At 48.2% G+C, this 15,326-nt stretch carries 15 protein-coding genes, 2 rRNA genes and 1 other annotated feature; all 17 genes read right to left on the bottom strand.

What is annotated here, in order from left to right:
* Positions 1 to 153: 153 nt before the first annotated feature.
* Positions 154 to 795, bottom strand: coding sequence for an RNA polymerase sporulation sigma factor SigH (gene sigH, locus BW42_RS15415; protein ID WP_035413147.1), 642 nt, complete (start codon positions 793 to 795; stop codon positions 154 to 156).
* A gap of 185 nt (positions 796 to 980) precedes the next feature.
* Entirely contained in the window at positions 981 to 1,511 is a 531-nt protein-coding gene (locus BW42_RS15410) for an NYN domain-containing protein (RefSeq protein WP_035413144.1), read from the bottom strand.
* Positions 1,508 to 2,191, bottom strand: a complete 684-nt coding sequence (gene rlmB, locus BW42_RS15405; RefSeq protein WP_369792041.1) for a 23S rRNA (guanosine(2251)-2'-O)-methyltransferase RlmB — start codon at positions 2,189 to 2,191, stop codon at positions 1,508 to 1,510. The genes BW42_RS15410 and rlmB overlap by 4 nt, the downstream gene beginning before the upstream one ends.
* 166 nt (positions 2,192 to 2,357) lie before the next feature.
* Positions 2,358 to 2,762 (bottom strand): Mini-ribonuclease 3, encoded by a 405-nt coding sequence (locus BW42_RS15400; RefSeq protein ID WP_035413140.1) that lies wholly within the window; start codon positions 2,760 to 2,762, stop codon positions 2,358 to 2,360.
* A complete protein-coding gene (cysS, locus tag BW42_RS15395) occupies positions 2,759 to 4,156 on the bottom strand; it encodes a cysteine--tRNA ligase (protein ID WP_035413137.1) in 1,398 nt (465 codons plus the stop codon). The genes BW42_RS15400 and cysS overlap by 4 nt, the downstream gene beginning before the upstream one ends.
* Complete coding sequence (epsC, locus tag BW42_RS15390; protein ID WP_255344377.1) at positions 4,110 to 4,829, bottom strand: serine O-acetyltransferase EpsC; 720 nt, start codon at positions 4,827 to 4,829, stop codon at positions 4,110 to 4,112. Before epsC ends, cysS begins: the two co-directional genes overlap by 47 nt.
* Before the next feature lie 9 nt (positions 4,830 to 4,838).
* Positions 4,839 to 5,057 (bottom strand) — a binding site (T-box leader).
* Positions 5,057 to 6,505, bottom strand: coding sequence for a glutamate--tRNA ligase (gene gltX / locus BW42_RS15385; RefSeq protein ID WP_035413131.1), 1,449 nt, complete (start codon positions 6,503 to 6,505; stop codon positions 5,057 to 5,059). Its footprint overlaps the feature before it by 1 nt.
* A gap of 43 nt (positions 6,506 to 6,548) precedes the next feature.
* Positions 6,549 to 7,031 (bottom strand): 2-C-methyl-D-erythritol 2,4-cyclodiphosphate synthase, encoded by a 483-nt coding sequence (gene ispF / locus BW42_RS15380; RefSeq protein WP_029343079.1) that lies wholly within the window; start codon positions 7,029 to 7,031, stop codon positions 6,549 to 6,551.
* Between the two features lie 2 nt (positions 7,032 to 7,033).
* A complete protein-coding gene (ispD, locus tag BW42_RS15375; protein ID WP_035413128.1) occupies positions 7,034 to 7,717 on the bottom strand; it encodes a 2-C-methyl-D-erythritol 4-phosphate cytidylyltransferase in 684 nt (227 codons plus the stop codon).
* 131 nt (positions 7,718 to 7,848) lie between these two features.
* Positions 7,849 to 8,934 (bottom strand): PIN/TRAM domain-containing protein, encoded by a 1,086-nt coding sequence (locus BW42_RS15370; RefSeq protein WP_035413125.1) that lies wholly within the window; start codon positions 8,932 to 8,934, stop codon positions 7,849 to 7,851.
* A gap of 127 nt (positions 8,935 to 9,061) precedes the next feature.
* Positions 9,062 to 10,438: a DNA repair protein RadA gene (gene radA / locus BW42_RS15365; RefSeq protein ID WP_231496929.1), complete on the bottom strand. Its 1,377-nt coding sequence runs from the start codon at positions 10,436 to 10,438 to the stop codon at positions 9,062 to 9,064.
* 75 nt (positions 10,439 to 10,513) lie between these two features.
* Positions 10,514 to 12,961: an ATP-dependent protease ATP-binding subunit ClpC gene (gene clpC / locus BW42_RS15360; RefSeq protein WP_035413120.1), complete on the bottom strand. Its 2,448-nt coding sequence runs from the start codon at positions 12,959 to 12,961 to the stop codon at positions 10,514 to 10,516.
* Positions 12,961 to 14,034, bottom strand: a complete 1,074-nt coding sequence (locus tag BW42_RS15355) for an ATP--guanido phosphotransferase (protein ID WP_035413118.1) — start codon at positions 14,032 to 14,034, stop codon at positions 12,961 to 12,963. Before BW42_RS15355 ends, clpC begins: the two co-directional genes overlap by 1 nt.
* Positions 14,027 to 14,455, bottom strand: a complete 429-nt coding sequence (locus tag BW42_RS15350) for a hypothetical protein (protein ID WP_023466580.1) — start codon at positions 14,453 to 14,455, stop codon at positions 14,027 to 14,029. The genes BW42_RS15355 and BW42_RS15350 overlap by 8 nt, the downstream gene beginning before the upstream one ends.
* 25 nt (positions 14,456 to 14,480) lie before the next feature.
* Positions 14,481 to 14,936: a CtsR family transcriptional regulator gene (locus BW42_RS15345; protein WP_023466578.1), complete on the bottom strand. Its 456-nt coding sequence runs from the start codon at positions 14,934 to 14,936 to the stop codon at positions 14,481 to 14,483.
* A gap of 131 nt (positions 14,937 to 15,067) precedes the next feature.
* Positions 15,068 to 15,183, bottom strand: a 5S ribosomal RNA gene (gene rrf / locus BW42_RS15340).
* Between the two features lie 47 nt (positions 15,184 to 15,230).
* Positions 15,231 to 15,326 (bottom strand): 23S ribosomal RNA (locus tag BW42_RS15335); the annotation flags it as partial.

Below are 15,326 nucleotides of genomic sequence, written 5' to 3'. Positions count from 1 at the left end.
CAAAGTCCTCCTTCTTTGCCACTCTTCTCTTCTGTTGAGGTACTTTCCTTCCGAAAAAGAGCGTAAAAAAAAACGCCTATGAGCGGCGTCTCGCTAGTAAGGCGCTAGTTATACAGTAGCATAGGAAGGGATTACGGTCAATCTACCTCTCTGTTAGACCGTCATCTTTCGTGCTTCGAGATAACGCTCAAGCTTGCGCTTGACGCGTTGCAAGGCATTGTCGATCGATTTGACATGACGATCGAGGTCGTCAGAGATTTCCTGATACGTCCGTCCGTCAAGATAGAGCGCGAGGACTTTGCGTTCAAGGTCGCTTAAAATTTCATCCATCTTCGATTCAATGTCTGCATATTCTTCCCGGTTGACGATCAAGATTTGTGGATCAGAAGGTGCTGTCGACGTAATGATATCGAGTAACGTCCGCTCCGATTCATCGTCATAGATCGGTTTATCGAGTGAGATGTAAGAGTTCAACGGGATATGTTTCTGACGTGTCGCCGTCTTGATCGCAGTGATCATCTGTCTCGTAATGCATAATTCGGCAAATCCTTTAAACGAGGCAAGCTTATCCGTTCGGTAATCTCGTACTGCTTTATAGAGACCAATCATTCCTTCTTGAATGATATCTTCTCGGTCTGCCCCGATCAAAAAATAAGAACGGGCTTTGGCGCGCACGAAATTTCGATACCGCTCGATCAAAAATTCGAGCGCATCGCTGTTGTCGAACTCTTTCGCTTGTTCTACAAGCGCTTCATCGGTCATGCACCCAAACTGGTCGAACGAAACCAAACTCATCTTGTATCCCTCCAAGCATCATTGACGAATAGTTCAATTGTTTTTAATTATACAATAATTACCTGTCGCACGACAATGAAAATTGGCATGACCTCTTTTGTTGTATCCAAAATGTATCTTTTCATAAAAAACACCGTTCTTCCAAAGTAGGAAAAACGGTGATCTGCTCATGCGAATGGTTTATATCATGTATCTGAATTCTTTCGACGACGGATCGCTTCTAAACGTGCGACGACGTCTTCTGGTAAATCAATCTTCGAGCGCGGTTGAGCCGTCGTCTTCGCAGACGTCGTCTGTTGTTTGATGACAGCGACTGCCGCTTTCCACTCTCGCCGGAGCTCTTGCGCCGATATACGGAGTGCTCCGAGCGTGAAGATGACCCACTGCTCCGTATAATCATTCGTCGCTACCGTTAACTTGACTCGGATATCTTGTAGCCAATCAGCAGCTGTCTTTTCAATCCATTCATCTGCCGTTTCGTTCTCCCGTGTGTAGACGATATCAATCCCGCTTTTTTGCATCCGGGATTCACGTCCCGGTTGAAGATAGGCATCGAAGACGATCGTAACGCTGAGACCTGTGACAGCTTGATATTCCGCCATCGCATGAATCAGCCGTTCCCGTGCCAATTCAAAATCTTGCTCCCGCAACGTCCGAAATTCTGGCCATGCGCCAATGATATTATAGCCATCTACGATGAGACGATCATATTTCATCGCGCATACGGCTTTCTAGTCCGGTAGACTTCATATAGTAATAACGAAGCAGCAACCGATGCGTTGAGCGATGTGACATGTCCCGCCATCGGGAGGTGGACGAGGAAATCACATTTCTCACGGACGAGCCGGCTCATTCCTTTTCCTTCACTTCCAATGACGATTCCGAGTGGCATCGTCCCATCAAGTGTCCGGTAGTCATCACTTTCGCGCGCATCCGTTCCGACGAACCAGATGCCTTGTTTCTTTAGATCCTCCATCGTCCGCGCAAGGTTCGTCACGCGAACGACAGGAATATGTTCGATCGCGCCTGTTGATGCTTTTGCGACGACTTGCGTCAATCCGACTGATCGACGCTTCGGAATGATGATCCCGTGTGCCCCGACAGCATCTGCTGTCCGCAAGATTGATCCGAGATTATGCGGATCCTCGAGTTCATCGAGTAGGATCAAGAGCGGTGTTTCGTCCTTTTGACGCGCGAGCTCAAAGATGTCTTCCATCTCGGCGTACTCATACGCCGCTACCGCTGCGACGACACCTTGGTGATTTTCCGTTCCGGCTAAACCCGTTAACCGTGAGCGAGGTACGAGCTGGATTTGAATCCCTGCTTCCTGCGCCATCGCGTGGATGACGGCAAGTGGTCCTTTTTGTTGTCCTTCCTGCAGAAACAGCTTGTTCATCTCTCGTCCGCTCCGTAATGCTTCTAGAACCGGATTTCGACCCGACAAGAAATCTTGTCCTTCTTCGAGCGGTTCGATCGCGACTGGCTGTTCCTTGACCGGAGCGGCTTTTCGTTTCTCTTGTGCTGGACGCTGTGCCTTCGTTTTTGGCTTCGCGCTTGTAGCCTTAGGATTCGTCTGTTTTTTCGGCTTCGAGTAATTCGAACGCTTGTCCGATGAGTTCTTCAAGGCGATCCCCTCCTTCTGAAAGATAAATATAACCGAGTAATGCTTCAAATGCTGTCGCGTAGCGATACGTGTGGACGTCTGTACTCTTCGGGATGGAACCGGATTTTGCGTTCTTCCCGCGCCGGACGACCGCTGCCTCTTCTTCCGTTAACGCATCCGTGTTCAACCAGTGCGTCACGACTGTCGCTTGTGCTTGTGCCCGAACGTACCGGACAGCTGCTTTATGCAACTCACCCGGCTTCACGTAGCCTTGTTCAAGCAATCGCTCGCGCACACGAATCTCATAGACGACGTCGCCCATGTACGCTAACGCGAGTGCGTTCAGTTGTTTGTAGTTCTTCATCCGCGCTTCCACCGCATCCCTTGTGCTGTATCTTCGAGCAGAATGCCTTGGTCACGTAGTTGGTCGCGAATTGCATCTGCTCGTGCAAAGTCACGATTTTGACGTGCTGTGTTCCGCTCTTCGATCAACTGTTCGACTTCTTCATCGAGTAAGCCTTTGTCGACTGTCAACGTCACACCAAGGACGCCTGATAATTCCGAGAAGAGTGCGAGGAACTGTTCGAGCACCTGTTTCGACACATGTGCTTCTCCGAGGTATAGATTGGCTTCTTTCGAGAGATCAAATAAATCCGTCACAGCGTTCGCTGTATTAAAATCATCATCCATCGATGTGATGAAGTGTTCCTTGATCGCCGCTAGACGATTCAACCACTTCTCGTCACCTGTTCCGAGATCAGCCGTCATGTCAAGACGATGTTCGATGTTTGCGACCGACTCCCGAATCCGTGCGAGACCATTCGCTGCTTGATCGATCAGTTCACGACTGTAGTTGATCGGGTGACGATACTGAACCGATAACATGAAGAAACGTAACACCATCGGATCAACCGCTTGGATTGCTTCATGAACCGTCAAGAAGTTACCGAGCGACTTCGACATCTTCTCATTTTCGATGTTCAAGAACCCATTATGCATCCAGTAGTTTGCGAACTTCTGTGAGTTGCATGCTTCTGACTGGGCGATCTCATTCTCATGGTGTGGGAATTTCAAGTCTTGTCCACCGGCATGGATATCGATCGTCTCTCCGAGGTATTTCTTTGCCATCGCCGAGCACTCGATGTGCCAGCCTGGTCGTCCTTCGCCCCATGGACTCGTCCATGCCGGCTCACCTGGTTTTGCTGCTTTCCAGAGCACGAAATCAAGCGGATCTTCTTTTTTCTCTCCGACTTCAATTCGTGCGCCTGCGCGCAATTCATCGATCGACTGTTGGCTCAATTGACCATAATCCTTGAAACTACGCGTCCGGAAGTAGACATCCCCACTCGATGCGTAGGCATTGCCTTTTTCAACAAGTACTTCGATGAAGGCGATGATATCGTCCATCGTTTCCGTGACGAGTGGATGGATATCCGCTTTTTGGACATTTAAAGCACCCGTATCCGCGTGATACGCTTCAATGAAACGTTTCGTCAACGCATGATAATCTTCTCCGAGTTCGTTTGCTGTCCGGATGATCTTATCGTCGACGTCCGTGAAGTTCGAGACGTATTTGACCTCATATCCGCGGTATGTGAAGTAGCGACGGACTGTATCGAAGACGATTGCTGGACGTGCATTGCCGATATGAATGTAGTTGTACACAGTTGGACCACAGACATACATCTTGACCTTTCCTTCTTCTAATGGTTTAAATGGTTCCTTTTTTCCGGTCATGCTGTTGTACAGTTGAATCATGACGTCGCCCTCCTTTAATCCGTTCAATTTCTTGTTTTAATACTTCTAGTTCCATTTCAATCCGCTCTTGGCATTCGCTGACCGGATCCGGGAAACGATGATCAAGTGGTGCTTCGACCTTCATGCCGTCTTGAATGACGACACGTCCCGGAATGCCGACGACGGTCGCATTTGGAGGAACGTGTTTTAAGACGACGGAACTGGCACCGATTTTTGAGTATGCCCCGATCGTGATATCACCTAGGACACGAGCACCGGCAGAGACAAGTACGCCGTCTTCAATCGTCGGATGACGCTTTCCTGTTTCTTTCCCCGTTCCGCCGAGTGTCACGCCTTGAAACAACGTGACGTCATCGCCAATGATCGTCGTCTCACCAATGACGACACCCATCCCATGGTCAATAAAGAATCGGCGTCCAATCGTCGCTCCTGGATGAATCTCGATGCCTGTCAAAAAGCGACTGAATTGCGAAATCAATCGACCGAGCAAGCGAAACTTCGCGTTCCAGAGCCGATGGGCCAGGCGATGCATCCAAATCGCATGTAAGCCCGGGTATGTCAAAATGACTTCTAACGTGCTGCGGGCAGCTGGATCTTGCTCAAACACATTGCGGATATCTTCTCGCATCCGTGTCATATACGTTCTCCTTTCCATAAGAAAAAGCGCCTCTATGCATTGCTGCACAGAGACGCTAACGAAGCGCGGTCCCACTCTGTTTGGACGATTGACTCGTCCCTCTCGACGTCCGTTAACGCCGGAGATACGTCTGCGCCTACTCTCACGGATTTCGGGCAGCACTCAGAGGGGCATTTCATGATTCGCTTCTTCAAGCCCTCGCACCATTCGAGCTTGTCTCTGGAGAAGAAGACGCATCGTTACTTTCCTCGTCTACGCTTTCGTTATTCTGCTTCAAGCCGTGCAAGCACACGGTCTTTTCCTAGTAATTGAATCGTGTTCGGGAGTTCTGGACCATGCGTCTGTCCTGTCGTCGCGACACGAATTGGCATGAACAAGTTTTTTCCTTTTTGACCAGTCGCTTTTTGCGTCGCTTTGATCGATGCTTTGATTGCTTCTGGTGTCCACTCTTCGAGAGCGCGTAACTGGTTCGCGAATTCTGCAAGTACAGTCGGAACCGTCTCGCCACTCAAGACAGTGTTTGCCTCTTCATCATACACCACTTCATCCTCAAAGAACATCTCTGAAAGCTTGACGATTTCCGCGCCATGCGTCATCTGTTCGCGGTATAGCGCGACAAGATCACGTGCCCAAGCGAGCTCTTCTTCTGAAGGTGACGCTTCGACGCGACCTACTTCTTGTAGGAACGGAAGACTTGCTTCGAATACTTCTTCGAACGATTGATGTTTCATATACTGACTGTTGATCCAAGCCAATTTGTTTTGGTCAAAGACAGCCGGACTCTTCGAGAGACGATCCGCGTCAAAGATCTTGATTAACTCTTCTTTTGTGAAGATTTCCTCTTCGCCGACAGGTGACCAGCCGAGAAGCGTGATGAAGTTGAGTAATGCTTCCGGGAGATAACCGAGCTCTTTATACTGCTCGATGTACTGAATGATCGAGTGATCACGCTTCGAGAGTTTCTTGTGTGCTTCATTGACAATCAATGTCATGTGACCAAACGTCGGGTATTCCCAACCGAACGCATCATAGATCATCATCTGTTTCGGTGTGTTCGAAATATGATCATCTCCACGAAGAACGTGACTGATCGCCATCAAGTGATCGTCGATGACGACAGCAAAGTTATATGTCGGAATGCCGTCTTTTTTAACGATGACCCAGTCACCGAAGTCTTTTGATTCGAACGAGACGTCGTCTTTGACGATATCATTCCATGTATACGTGACATCTTCCGGTACACGAATCCGAATCGATGGCGTGCGACCTTCTGCGCGGAACGCTTCTTCTTGTTCTGCTGTCAGGTTACGGTGTGCCCCTGAATAGCGTGGTGCTTCTCCGCGTGCGATTTGCGCTTCGCGTTCTGCTTCGAGCTCTTCCGATGTCATGTAGCAACGGTAAGCGAGTCCCTTATCAAGTAACTCATTCGTATACTTTTGATAGATATCAAGACGCTCCATTTGTGAATAAGGACCGTACTCACCACCGCGACCTGGACCTTCGTCCCAATCGACACCGAGCCACTCGAGATTCTTCATTTGACTCTCGACACCACCTGCGATGTTCCGCTTTTGGTCCGTATCCTCGATTCGTAATACCATTTTGCCGCCTAAATGGCGTGCAAACAGATAGTTAAATAATGCAGTCCGGGCATTCCCGATATGCAAGTGTCCTGTTGGACTTGGGGCATAACGTACTCGTACTTCTGCCATTGCTAATCACTCCTTCGACTAAAATTCGCTTATCTAGTATACCTTATTCTTCGATTCGTTTCAGTAGAATCACTGCTTGACAAGCGATTCCCTCTTCTCGTCCCGTAAAACCTAACCATTCCGTTGTCGTTGCCTTGACATTGATCTGTTCAATGTCCGCTTCGAGTAATTCTGCGATCCGAGCGCGCATCGTGTCGATGTACGGACGAAGCTTTGGTGCCTGTGCGATGACTGTCGCATCTAGGTTGCCAAGCTCATACCCTTGTTGTTTAACGAGCGCGTAGACATGCTGCAGTAATTTTGCTGAATCCGCATCCTTGAATTCCGGATCCGTATCCGGAAAATGTTTTCCGATATCCCCCGCTGCAATCGCACCAAGTGCTGCGTCGGCAATCGTATGTAACAAGACGTCTGCATCCGAATGACCGAGCAACCCTTTCGTATGTGGAATCTCGATGCCGCCTAAAATCAATTTCCGATCCTCTGCAAAGGCATGTACATCAAAACCTTGTCCAATTCGAATCATCGTCATTTCCCTCGTTTCATTAGAATTGCTTCACCGAACCATAGATCGTCCGGTGTCGTCATCTTGATATTTTCGTAGTGACCGTGGACGATCGTTACTTTTCCTCCGTCCCATTCTATCAAACTTGCATCATCGGTTCCTAGGTATTTTGTTGCCGCTTTTTCATGAACCGTGCGAATCGTTGCAAGATCAAATGCTTGTGGTGTCTGGGCTGCCATCAAGTGTTCTCGCGGAACGGTCTCACTGATGTGATTCGCTTCGATCCGTTTGACGGTGTCTTTGATCGGTACGGCGAGAATCGCTGCTTGATCCAACACTGCCGCCTGGACGACCGCATGAATCGCTTCTTGTGAAATGAACGGTCGAGCCCCATCATGAATCAAGACGATCCCTTCGCCTTCTAATGCCTCAAGACCACGGAGAACACTTTCTTGACGTTCGGCACCACCCGCAACCAGTTTGATGGCTGTCGCATAGGACGAAGTGACATGCGTAAACCAGTCTTTCTCCATTGGATTGATCGCAAGAACGATTTCCGCACATGCCGGGTCCGCCTCGAAGACATCTAGTGTCCAAGCGATGATTGGACGGTCTCTTAGTTCAAGCATCAATTTATTACGATCTGCGCCCATCCGCTTACCGGCACCGGCAGCGGGGATGACGACGCGATATGTGGCTGTAGACATCTCATTCCCTCTTTTCTCTCTCACTGATCATCGTGATCCATTCCATCACACCGAAAACGGACTCGATCATGAAATCGAATCCGTTGCGGGTCTATCTGAATGCCTCTCGATATCTCTCTAGGCATAGTGTCTCATTTTTCCTGTGGTTTCGCAAAAATCATTCGTCCAGCTGACGTCTGTAAGACACTCGTGACGACGACGCCAATCGTTTTCGAAATGAGATGTTTGCCTCCTTCGACGACGACCATCGTTCCATCTTCGAGATAGGCGATTCCTTGCTTTTGTTCTTTCCCTTCCTTGATGACAAGGACGGTCATTTCTTCTCCTGGAATGACGACTTGTTTGACCGCATTCGCCAGGTCATTGATGTTAAGGACAGGAACATGTCGGACTTCACAGACTTTGTTTAAGTTATAGTCGTTCGTGACGACGATTCCTTTAACGAGTTCCGCAAGTTTGATCAATTTGATGTCGACTTCCGGTACATCCTCGAAGTCGCCATCATAAATTTCGACCTCGACTCCAGGGATCTCTTGTAATTCTTTTAAGACATCGAGCCCGCGGCGTCCACGGTTTCGTTTCAACGTATCAGAAGAATCCGCGATGTACTGCAACTCACCGATGACGAATTGCGGAACGATCAGTTTCCCTTCGACGAAGCCTGTTTTCGTGATATCTGTGATTCGTCCGTCGATGATGACGCTCGTATCGAGCACTTTACTATTCGACTTTGCTGGAACGACGACTTCAGATGCCGTCTTTTTTTCACTTTGGTTGCTACGTAAGAAGATTTTCGTCAATTCATGACGTTTTCGATACCCGACCGTAAAGCCGAGATATCCGAATAACGCGGTCACGAAGATTGTTAAGACATTACTGAGGACAGGAATCCCAACTAAGTCGATTAACGTACTGACGAGAAATGCTAATACTAATCCGATCAACAAACCAAACGTACCAAAAAATAGATCTGCTACTGGGGCTTTGACGAGTCGTTCTTCTAAAAATCGGAGAAGTCGAATTACCGAATCCGTAATGAATAATCCAATTAATAAGAATATGAGTGCACCAATCGTTCCAGTTACGTATTCGCTCATCAACCATGCCGGGAAAGTCGTACTTGTCGCTGTTTCAATCAATTGGAAAAACTGAGGAAGCAACAAGATCCCAAGGGCAAGTCCGAGTAATGCAAAAAATACCCGTATGACGATTTTCAATCTCCTCACCTCCTTTGCCTATTTTAAGTTCATTGTAACATGTACTGAATTGAACTACCTACGCCGGAAGGAGGGGAAACTGTTTACATATCCATTACAGTTCCCCCATTTTTTACGTCATTCCAGCTTAAAACGGAATGGTTTCGCGTAATGCTTCGTCCACGCTCTCTACACCGACGACCGTAATCCCGTCCGGATACGTCCAGCCTCCTAAGTTATTTTTCGGAATGATCGCTCGTGTAAAACCGAGTTTGGCTGCTTCTGCTACACGTTGCTCAATGCGCGATACACGACGAACTTCTCCCGTCAACCCGACCTCACCAATCACGACATCCGTCGGACGCGTCGGCTTGTCACGGAAACTAGAGGCAATGGCAACACAGACGGCTAAGTCGATCGCTGGTTCATCGAGCTTCACACCACCCGCTGCCTTGAGATAGGCATCTTGTGTTTGTAAGAGAAGACCCGATCGTTTCTCAAGAACGGCCATCAATAACGCTACTTTATTTTGATCGATTCCGGTCGCCATCCGTCTAGGATTCCCAAATGACGTCGGTGAAATCAATGCTTGCAGTTCGACGAGGACGGTCCGTGTCCCTTCCATTGAAGCAACGATCGTTGAACCGGATACGCCGGATGTCCGCTCTTCGAGGAAAATTTCTGATGGATTTAAGACCTCTTCAAGGCCAGACTCCCGCATCTCAAAAATTCCGATCTCATTCGTTGAACCAAATCGGTTTTTAACAGCACGCAGAATCCGAAACGTATGGTGACGTTCGCCTTCGAAATACAAGACAGCATCCACCATGTGCTCAAGTAAACGTGGTCCAGCAATCGAACCCTGTTTTGTAACGTGACCAACGATGAAGATTGCAATACCACGACTCTTTGCAATTTTCATCAGCATCGCCGTACATTCACGTACCTGTGTCACACTCCCGGGTGCGGACTGGATGTCATCAATGTAGACGGTTTGAATCGAGTCGATGATTAAAAACCGTGGCTGTTCTTCATCAACGACACGTTCAATCATGTTCATGTCCGTTTCACTGAGGACGAACAAATCCTGTGTCGGCAATCCAAGCCGTTCCGCGCGCAATTTGGTTTGTTTAAGCGATTCTTCCCCTGAGATGTAGAGCACTTTTTCACCACGTTGGGCAAGCCGTGCACTCGTCTGCAGTAAGATCGTCGACTTCCCGATCCCCGGGTCTCCTCCAACAAGCACCATCGAACCTGGAACGATGCCACCTCCGAGGACACGATCGAATTCACCACTTCCGGTAAAGACACGACTCTCTTCTTGCGAGACGATATTCGCGAGGCGCTCTGGCTTTAATTGTTTTGTCGTCGTATGAACAAAAGCGGCACCGCGCCGTCCTTTTTTTTCTTCGACGACTTCTTCGACCATCGTGTTCCATTCTCCGCATCCAGAACAACGTCCCATCCATTTCGGTGATTCAGTTCCACAGCTTTGGCAAACGAATTTTGTTTTTAACTTAGCCAATCGATTCATCCTTTCTGTTTCAAAAAAAGACCAGCTTCGCTCAGAAAGTGCGAAAGCTGGCCCTGTGCTCAGTGCTTATTCCGTTGCGGCAGAACTCACGTGATTCCGGCGAACGATGAATTCGTTCTCTTCGACATCAAGCGCAACATGCTCTCCTTTTTGAATATCACCTGCGAGCAATGCTTCTGACAACCGGTCTTCCGCTTCCCGTTGAAGGGCACGACGGATTGGACGTGCGCCGTACTCTGGATCGTATCCGATATCGGCGATCTTCGAGAGGGCAGCTGGTGTCAATTCGAAATGAATTTCCTGTTCAGCCAAACGTTTTTCAAGGGTTTTCGCCATCAACTTCACGATCTCTTCGATATGTTGTTTCTCGAGTGAATGGAAGACGATCGTTTCATCAATCCGGTTCAAGAACTCTGGACGGAAGGCCCGTTTGAGTTCTTCCATGACTTTATCTTTCATGTCTTTGTATTCGCGATCCGTATCTTCAGAAACAGCGAAGCCGACATATTTATTACGTTTAAGGGCACTTGCACCGACGTTCGATGTCATGACGATGATCGTGTTACGGAAATCAACCGTCCGACCTTTCGAGTCTGTTAAGCGTCCATCATCAAGTACTTGCAAGAGAATGTTGAAGACTTCCGGGTGCGCCTTCTCGATTTCATCAAGTAAGATGACCGAGTACGGTTTCCGGCGAACTTTTTCAGTCAATTGACCGCCTTCTTCGTAACCGACATATCCTGGAGGTGAACCGACGAGACGGCTCGTTGCATGTTTCTCCATGTACTCTGACATGTCGATCCGGATGATTGCATCCTCATCTCCGAACATCGCTTCGGCAACCGCACGGGCGAGTTCTGTTTTACCAACCCCAGTAGGACCGAGGAAGATGAATGAACCGATCGGACGTTTTGGATCTTTCAGTCCAGCACGTGCCCGACGGATCGCTTTTGAAATCGATTTAACGGCTTCGTTTTGACCGATGACACGATCGTGAAGGATTTCTTCGAGGCGAAGGAGACGATCCGTCTCTTCTTCCGCGATCTTCGTGACCGGTACACCTGTCCAGTTGGCAACGACTTGTGCGATGTCATCTTTTGTGACTTCAAGTTTTTCGTTGCCTTGTTTATTCTGCCATTCCTCTTTCAAACGCTCAAGCTCATCGCGTAATTTTTGTTCCGTGTCGCGGAGGCTTGCTGCTTTTTCGAACTCTTGGCTTTGGACAGCTTCGTCCTTGTCCTTACGGATACCTTCGAGTTTCGCTTCGACTTCTTTTAAGTTCGGTGGTGCTGTGTATGAACGCAACCGAACTTTCGATGCCGCTTCATCGATCAAATCGATCGCTTTATCCGGAAGGAAACGATCCGAAATGTATCGATCCGACAATGTGACGGCTTCTTGAATCGCTTCGTCTGTGATCGTCACACGGTGGTGTGCTTCATAACGATCGCGAAGACCAAATAGGATTTGTGTTGCTTCATCCGTTGTTGGCTCTGCGACTTGAATCGGTTGGAAACGACGTTCGAGTGCCGCATCTTTTTCGATGTATTTCCGGTACTCATCAAGAGTCGTTGCTCCGATACACTGGAGTTCACCTCGTGCGAGCGATGGTTTAAGGATGTTCGATGCATCGATCGCACCTTCTGCTCCACCCGCTCCAATCAATGTATGCAACTCATCGATGAAGAGAATGATGTTCCCCGCTTGACGAATCTCATCCATGACCTTTTTCAAACGATCTTCGAATTCACCACGGTATTTCGTACCGGCAACGAGTGTTCCCATGTCGAGTACCATGACGCGTTTATTGCGTAACGTCTCCGGTACTTCATTGTTGATGATTTGTTGAGCGAGACCTTCGACGACAGCCGTTTTACCGACCCCTGGTTCCCCGATCAAGACTGGGTTATTTTTCGTCCGGCGGCTCAAGACTTCGATGACGCGTTGAATTTCTTTCGCACGACCAATGACTGGATCAAGACGTGTTTCACGCGCTTGTTGTGTCAAATCACGAGCAAGACCATCAAGTGTTGGTGTTGCAACACCTGAACCTGCTTGCGACGCGTTTGCTGTTGTTTCACTGTTCCCGAGCAACTGGAGTACTTGCTGCCGGGCTTTTGAAAGACTGATGCCTAAGTTATTTAAGACACGAGCAGCAACGCCCTCTCCTTCTCGGATCAATCCGAGCAAGAGGTGTTCTGTCCCAACGTAAGAATGACCAAGTTTACGTGCCTCATCCATTGATAACTCAATGACCTTTTTCGCACGTGGTGTATAGTGAATCGTCGTTGCACCATCTTGTCCGCGACCGATCAATGCTTCGACTTCCATTTGAATTTTATCTGAACTGAGACCGAGTGCTGTTAATGCTTTCGCAGCGATTCCGTCTCCTTCACGTACAAGTCCGAGTAAAATGTGTTCTGTTCCGATATTGTGGTGCCCCAACCGTACTGCCTCTTCTTGAGCAAGTGCCAATACACGTTGTGCACGTTCTGTGAATCGTCCAAACATCATTATGCAAAACCTCCTTGTGTGTGATCCCTGTTTGTTTGTTCGGTTAACATCGCCCGGATTCGTTTCGCCCGTTCGATGTCCCGTTCTCTAGATGTTAATTGTTTCCCGAAATGCTTTTGTAGAAAACCTGTTTGTAGCGAGACGAGCAGTTGGTGAAAAAGATTTGGAGGAAGATTGACTTCTAGTCCCAGACTGTCCGCTAAGCGAACATCCGATAACCGTTCCGTTGCTTCCCGCGCTGTAATCAGTCGAGCTGATGTCAGGATGCCATAGGAACGATATAGTCTGTCCTCTAGTTCTTCTTGATACATCTCCAATAATCCTTTTCGTGCTGCCTGTTCTGCTTCAATTAATGCTTCGACCGCAAATTGATAGTCCGTGATCAGCATATCCTCACTTGCTCCAAGCGTCCGTTGGTTCGAAAGTTGGAACATGCGACCAGAAGCATCGCTTCCCTCGCCGTAACGCCCACGAATCGCGAATCCGAGCTGTCGTAAGTGTTTGATATAGCCTTGAATCTGATTCGTCAGGACCAGTCCCGGTAAGTGCAACATCACGGAAGCACGAAGACCTGTTCCGACGTTACTCGGACACGTCGTTAAATAACCAAGTGTATCATCAAAAGCAATCTTAAAGCGTTCACTGATCAAGCGATCGACTTGTTTTGCGATCCGAAACGCTTCTTCAAGCTGTAGCCCAGGAAATAATGTCTGGATTCGAAAATGATCTTCTTCGTTTACCATGACACTGATCTGCTCATCCTCACTAATGAAGAGTCCTGTCCGTGGATGACTGGCTAACGCTGGACTGATCAGATGCTTTTCTACTAAAGCGGTTCGAGTCAGGACATCTGCTTGATCGACGCGACCAAACCGGAACCCTTTCATCCCGTTTAGTTGACGTTCGGTCTCTTCAATGAGCGCATTAGCTTGTGCTTCTGACAACATCGTTGAGAACGGATAACGTGTCGTATTACGTGCCAATCGGATCCGTGTCGAAACGACGATGTCGTCAAAGGGAGAAGATTGATTCATCGATTCGCTTAAAGGGTGTTGAAGCAACTCTTCAAACATGACGCAAATCCTCCTCGACACTCTCAATCTGTTGTTTTATGACTTCTGCTTCTTCATAATCTTCTGCTAAGATTTTGCGGTTGAGTTGTTCTTTGAGTCGACTAAGTTGCTGGTTTAATCGTTTCTCCACGGATTCCTCATCAGGGCGTGAACCATAATGTTGCGTATGACCGTGTTGGAACTGACGAACCATGCCGTCGACTTCGTCTTTGAAAAATGAATAACAAGTCGGGCAACCGACTTTACGAAGATGAAGCAATTGTTGACGGGTCATACCACAAGACGGACATGCCGTCCCTTGATATTCACGTGCTAACTCCCGTACACAAACCGAGCATAAGAACTTCTCATCGGTTTCTGACTCTTGTGGGAGTTTGACACGGACGATTGCTTCTCGTTCGCCACATCGTTGACAACGCATCGTGCATTCCTCCAATGTCCGACGACTAGAGTCGCTTCATGGTTTGAAGAAGCGTCCGCATCAAGTGGGCACGCATCCGGTGTTGATCTTCGACCGCCATTGGCAAACTCTCTTTTTGCAACAGCGATTGAATCAAAATAGCTTCCCGCCGCGTCAGTAATTGTTCGTTCATCAAACGAATCAAATAATCTTCTGCAGCTTGTTCCGTCAAATGATCACCGATCCATGAACTGACTTCGTCTAATAGATCGTGACTATCGAGCACAACGATTTTTTGAATCCGAATGTATCCACCGCCGCCCCGCTTACTTTCAACAAAATAACCCTTTTCGACCGTAAAACGAGTATTAATGACGTAATTGATTTGTGATGGAACACAGTCAAAACGTTGTGCAATTTCTTGACGTTTGATTTCAATCGTCTTTTCGTCGTGTAAAATTTGCTTTAAATAGGCTTCGATGATATCTGTGATGTTTTGCATTGGCACCACCTCTCTGACCATCTTTGACTATTGTTTGATTTAATAGTAATCATCTAAAAAAAGAAATGCAACTGATAAGGCTTTTTAGAAAACACAAAAAGACCGACCTGCAATCTGCAGATCGGTCAAGTGCCTGGCAACGTCCTATCCTCACAGGGGGAAGCCCCCAACTACTTTCGGCGTTCAAGTGCTTAACTTCCGTGTTCGGCATGGGAACGGGTGTGACCACTTGGCTATCGTCACCAGACGACGGGCTCGCGCCCTCAAAACTGAAGTCATCAACAATGCATCTGCTAGAACAAGGCCTCGACCGATTAGTATCACTCAGCTCCACATGTCGCCATGCTTCCACCCGTGACCTATCTACCTCATCGTCTCTGAGGGGTCTTT

Origin of the sequence: Exiguobacterium sp. RIT341 (assembly GCF_000632205.1) — a bacterium.
In the GTDB taxonomy this organism is placed as follows: Bacteria; Bacillota; Bacilli; order Exiguobacteriales; family Exiguobacteriaceae; genus Exiguobacterium_A.
Note: the sequence above shows the minus strand (reverse complement) of the source record. Positions and strands in the feature narration are given on the sequence as shown.

Coding starts and splice junctions, on each gene's coding strand:
- clpC (WP_035413120.1), bottom strand. CDS start 12,961: ATGATGTTTGGACGATTCACAGAACGTGCACAACGTGTATTGGCACTT.
- gltX (WP_035413131.1), bottom strand. CDS start 6,505: ATGGCAGAAGTACGAGTACGTTATGCCCCAAGTCCAACAGGACACTTG.
- sigH (WP_035413147.1), bottom strand. CDS start 795: ATGAGTTTGGTTTCGTTCGACCAGTTTGGGTGCATGACCGATGAAGCG.
- BW42_RS15410 (WP_035413144.1), bottom strand. CDS start 1,511: ATGAAATATGATCGTCTCATCGTAGATGGCTATAATATCATTGGCGCA.
- ispF (WP_029343079.1), bottom strand. CDS start 7,031: ATGATTCGAATTGGACAAGGTTTTGATGTACATGCCTTTGCAGAGGAT.
- BW42_RS15355 (WP_035413118.1), bottom strand. CDS start 14,034: ATGTTTGAAGAGTTGCTTCAACACCCTTTAAGCGAATCGATGAATCAA.
- BW42_RS15350 (WP_023466580.1), bottom strand. CDS start 14,455: ATGCGTTGTCAACGATGTGGCGAACGAGAAGCAATCGTCCGTGTCAAA.
- rlmB (WP_369792041.1), bottom strand. CDS start 2,191: ATGAACAAGCTGTTTCTGCAGGAAGGACAACAAAAAGGACCACTTGCC.
- BW42_RS15400 (WP_035413140.1), bottom strand. CDS start 2,762: ATGAAGAACTACAAACAACTGAACGCACTCGCGTTAGCGTACATGGGC.
- cysS (WP_035413137.1), bottom strand. CDS start 4,156: ATGATTCAACTGTACAACAGCATGACCGGAAAAAAGGAACCATTTAAA.
- BW42_RS15345 (WP_023466578.1), bottom strand. CDS start 14,936: ATGCAAAACATCACAGATATCATCGAAGCCTATTTAAAGCAAATTTTA.
- ispD (WP_035413128.1), bottom strand. CDS start 7,717: ATGTCTACAGCCACATATCGCGTCGTCATCCCCGCTGCCGGTGCCGGT.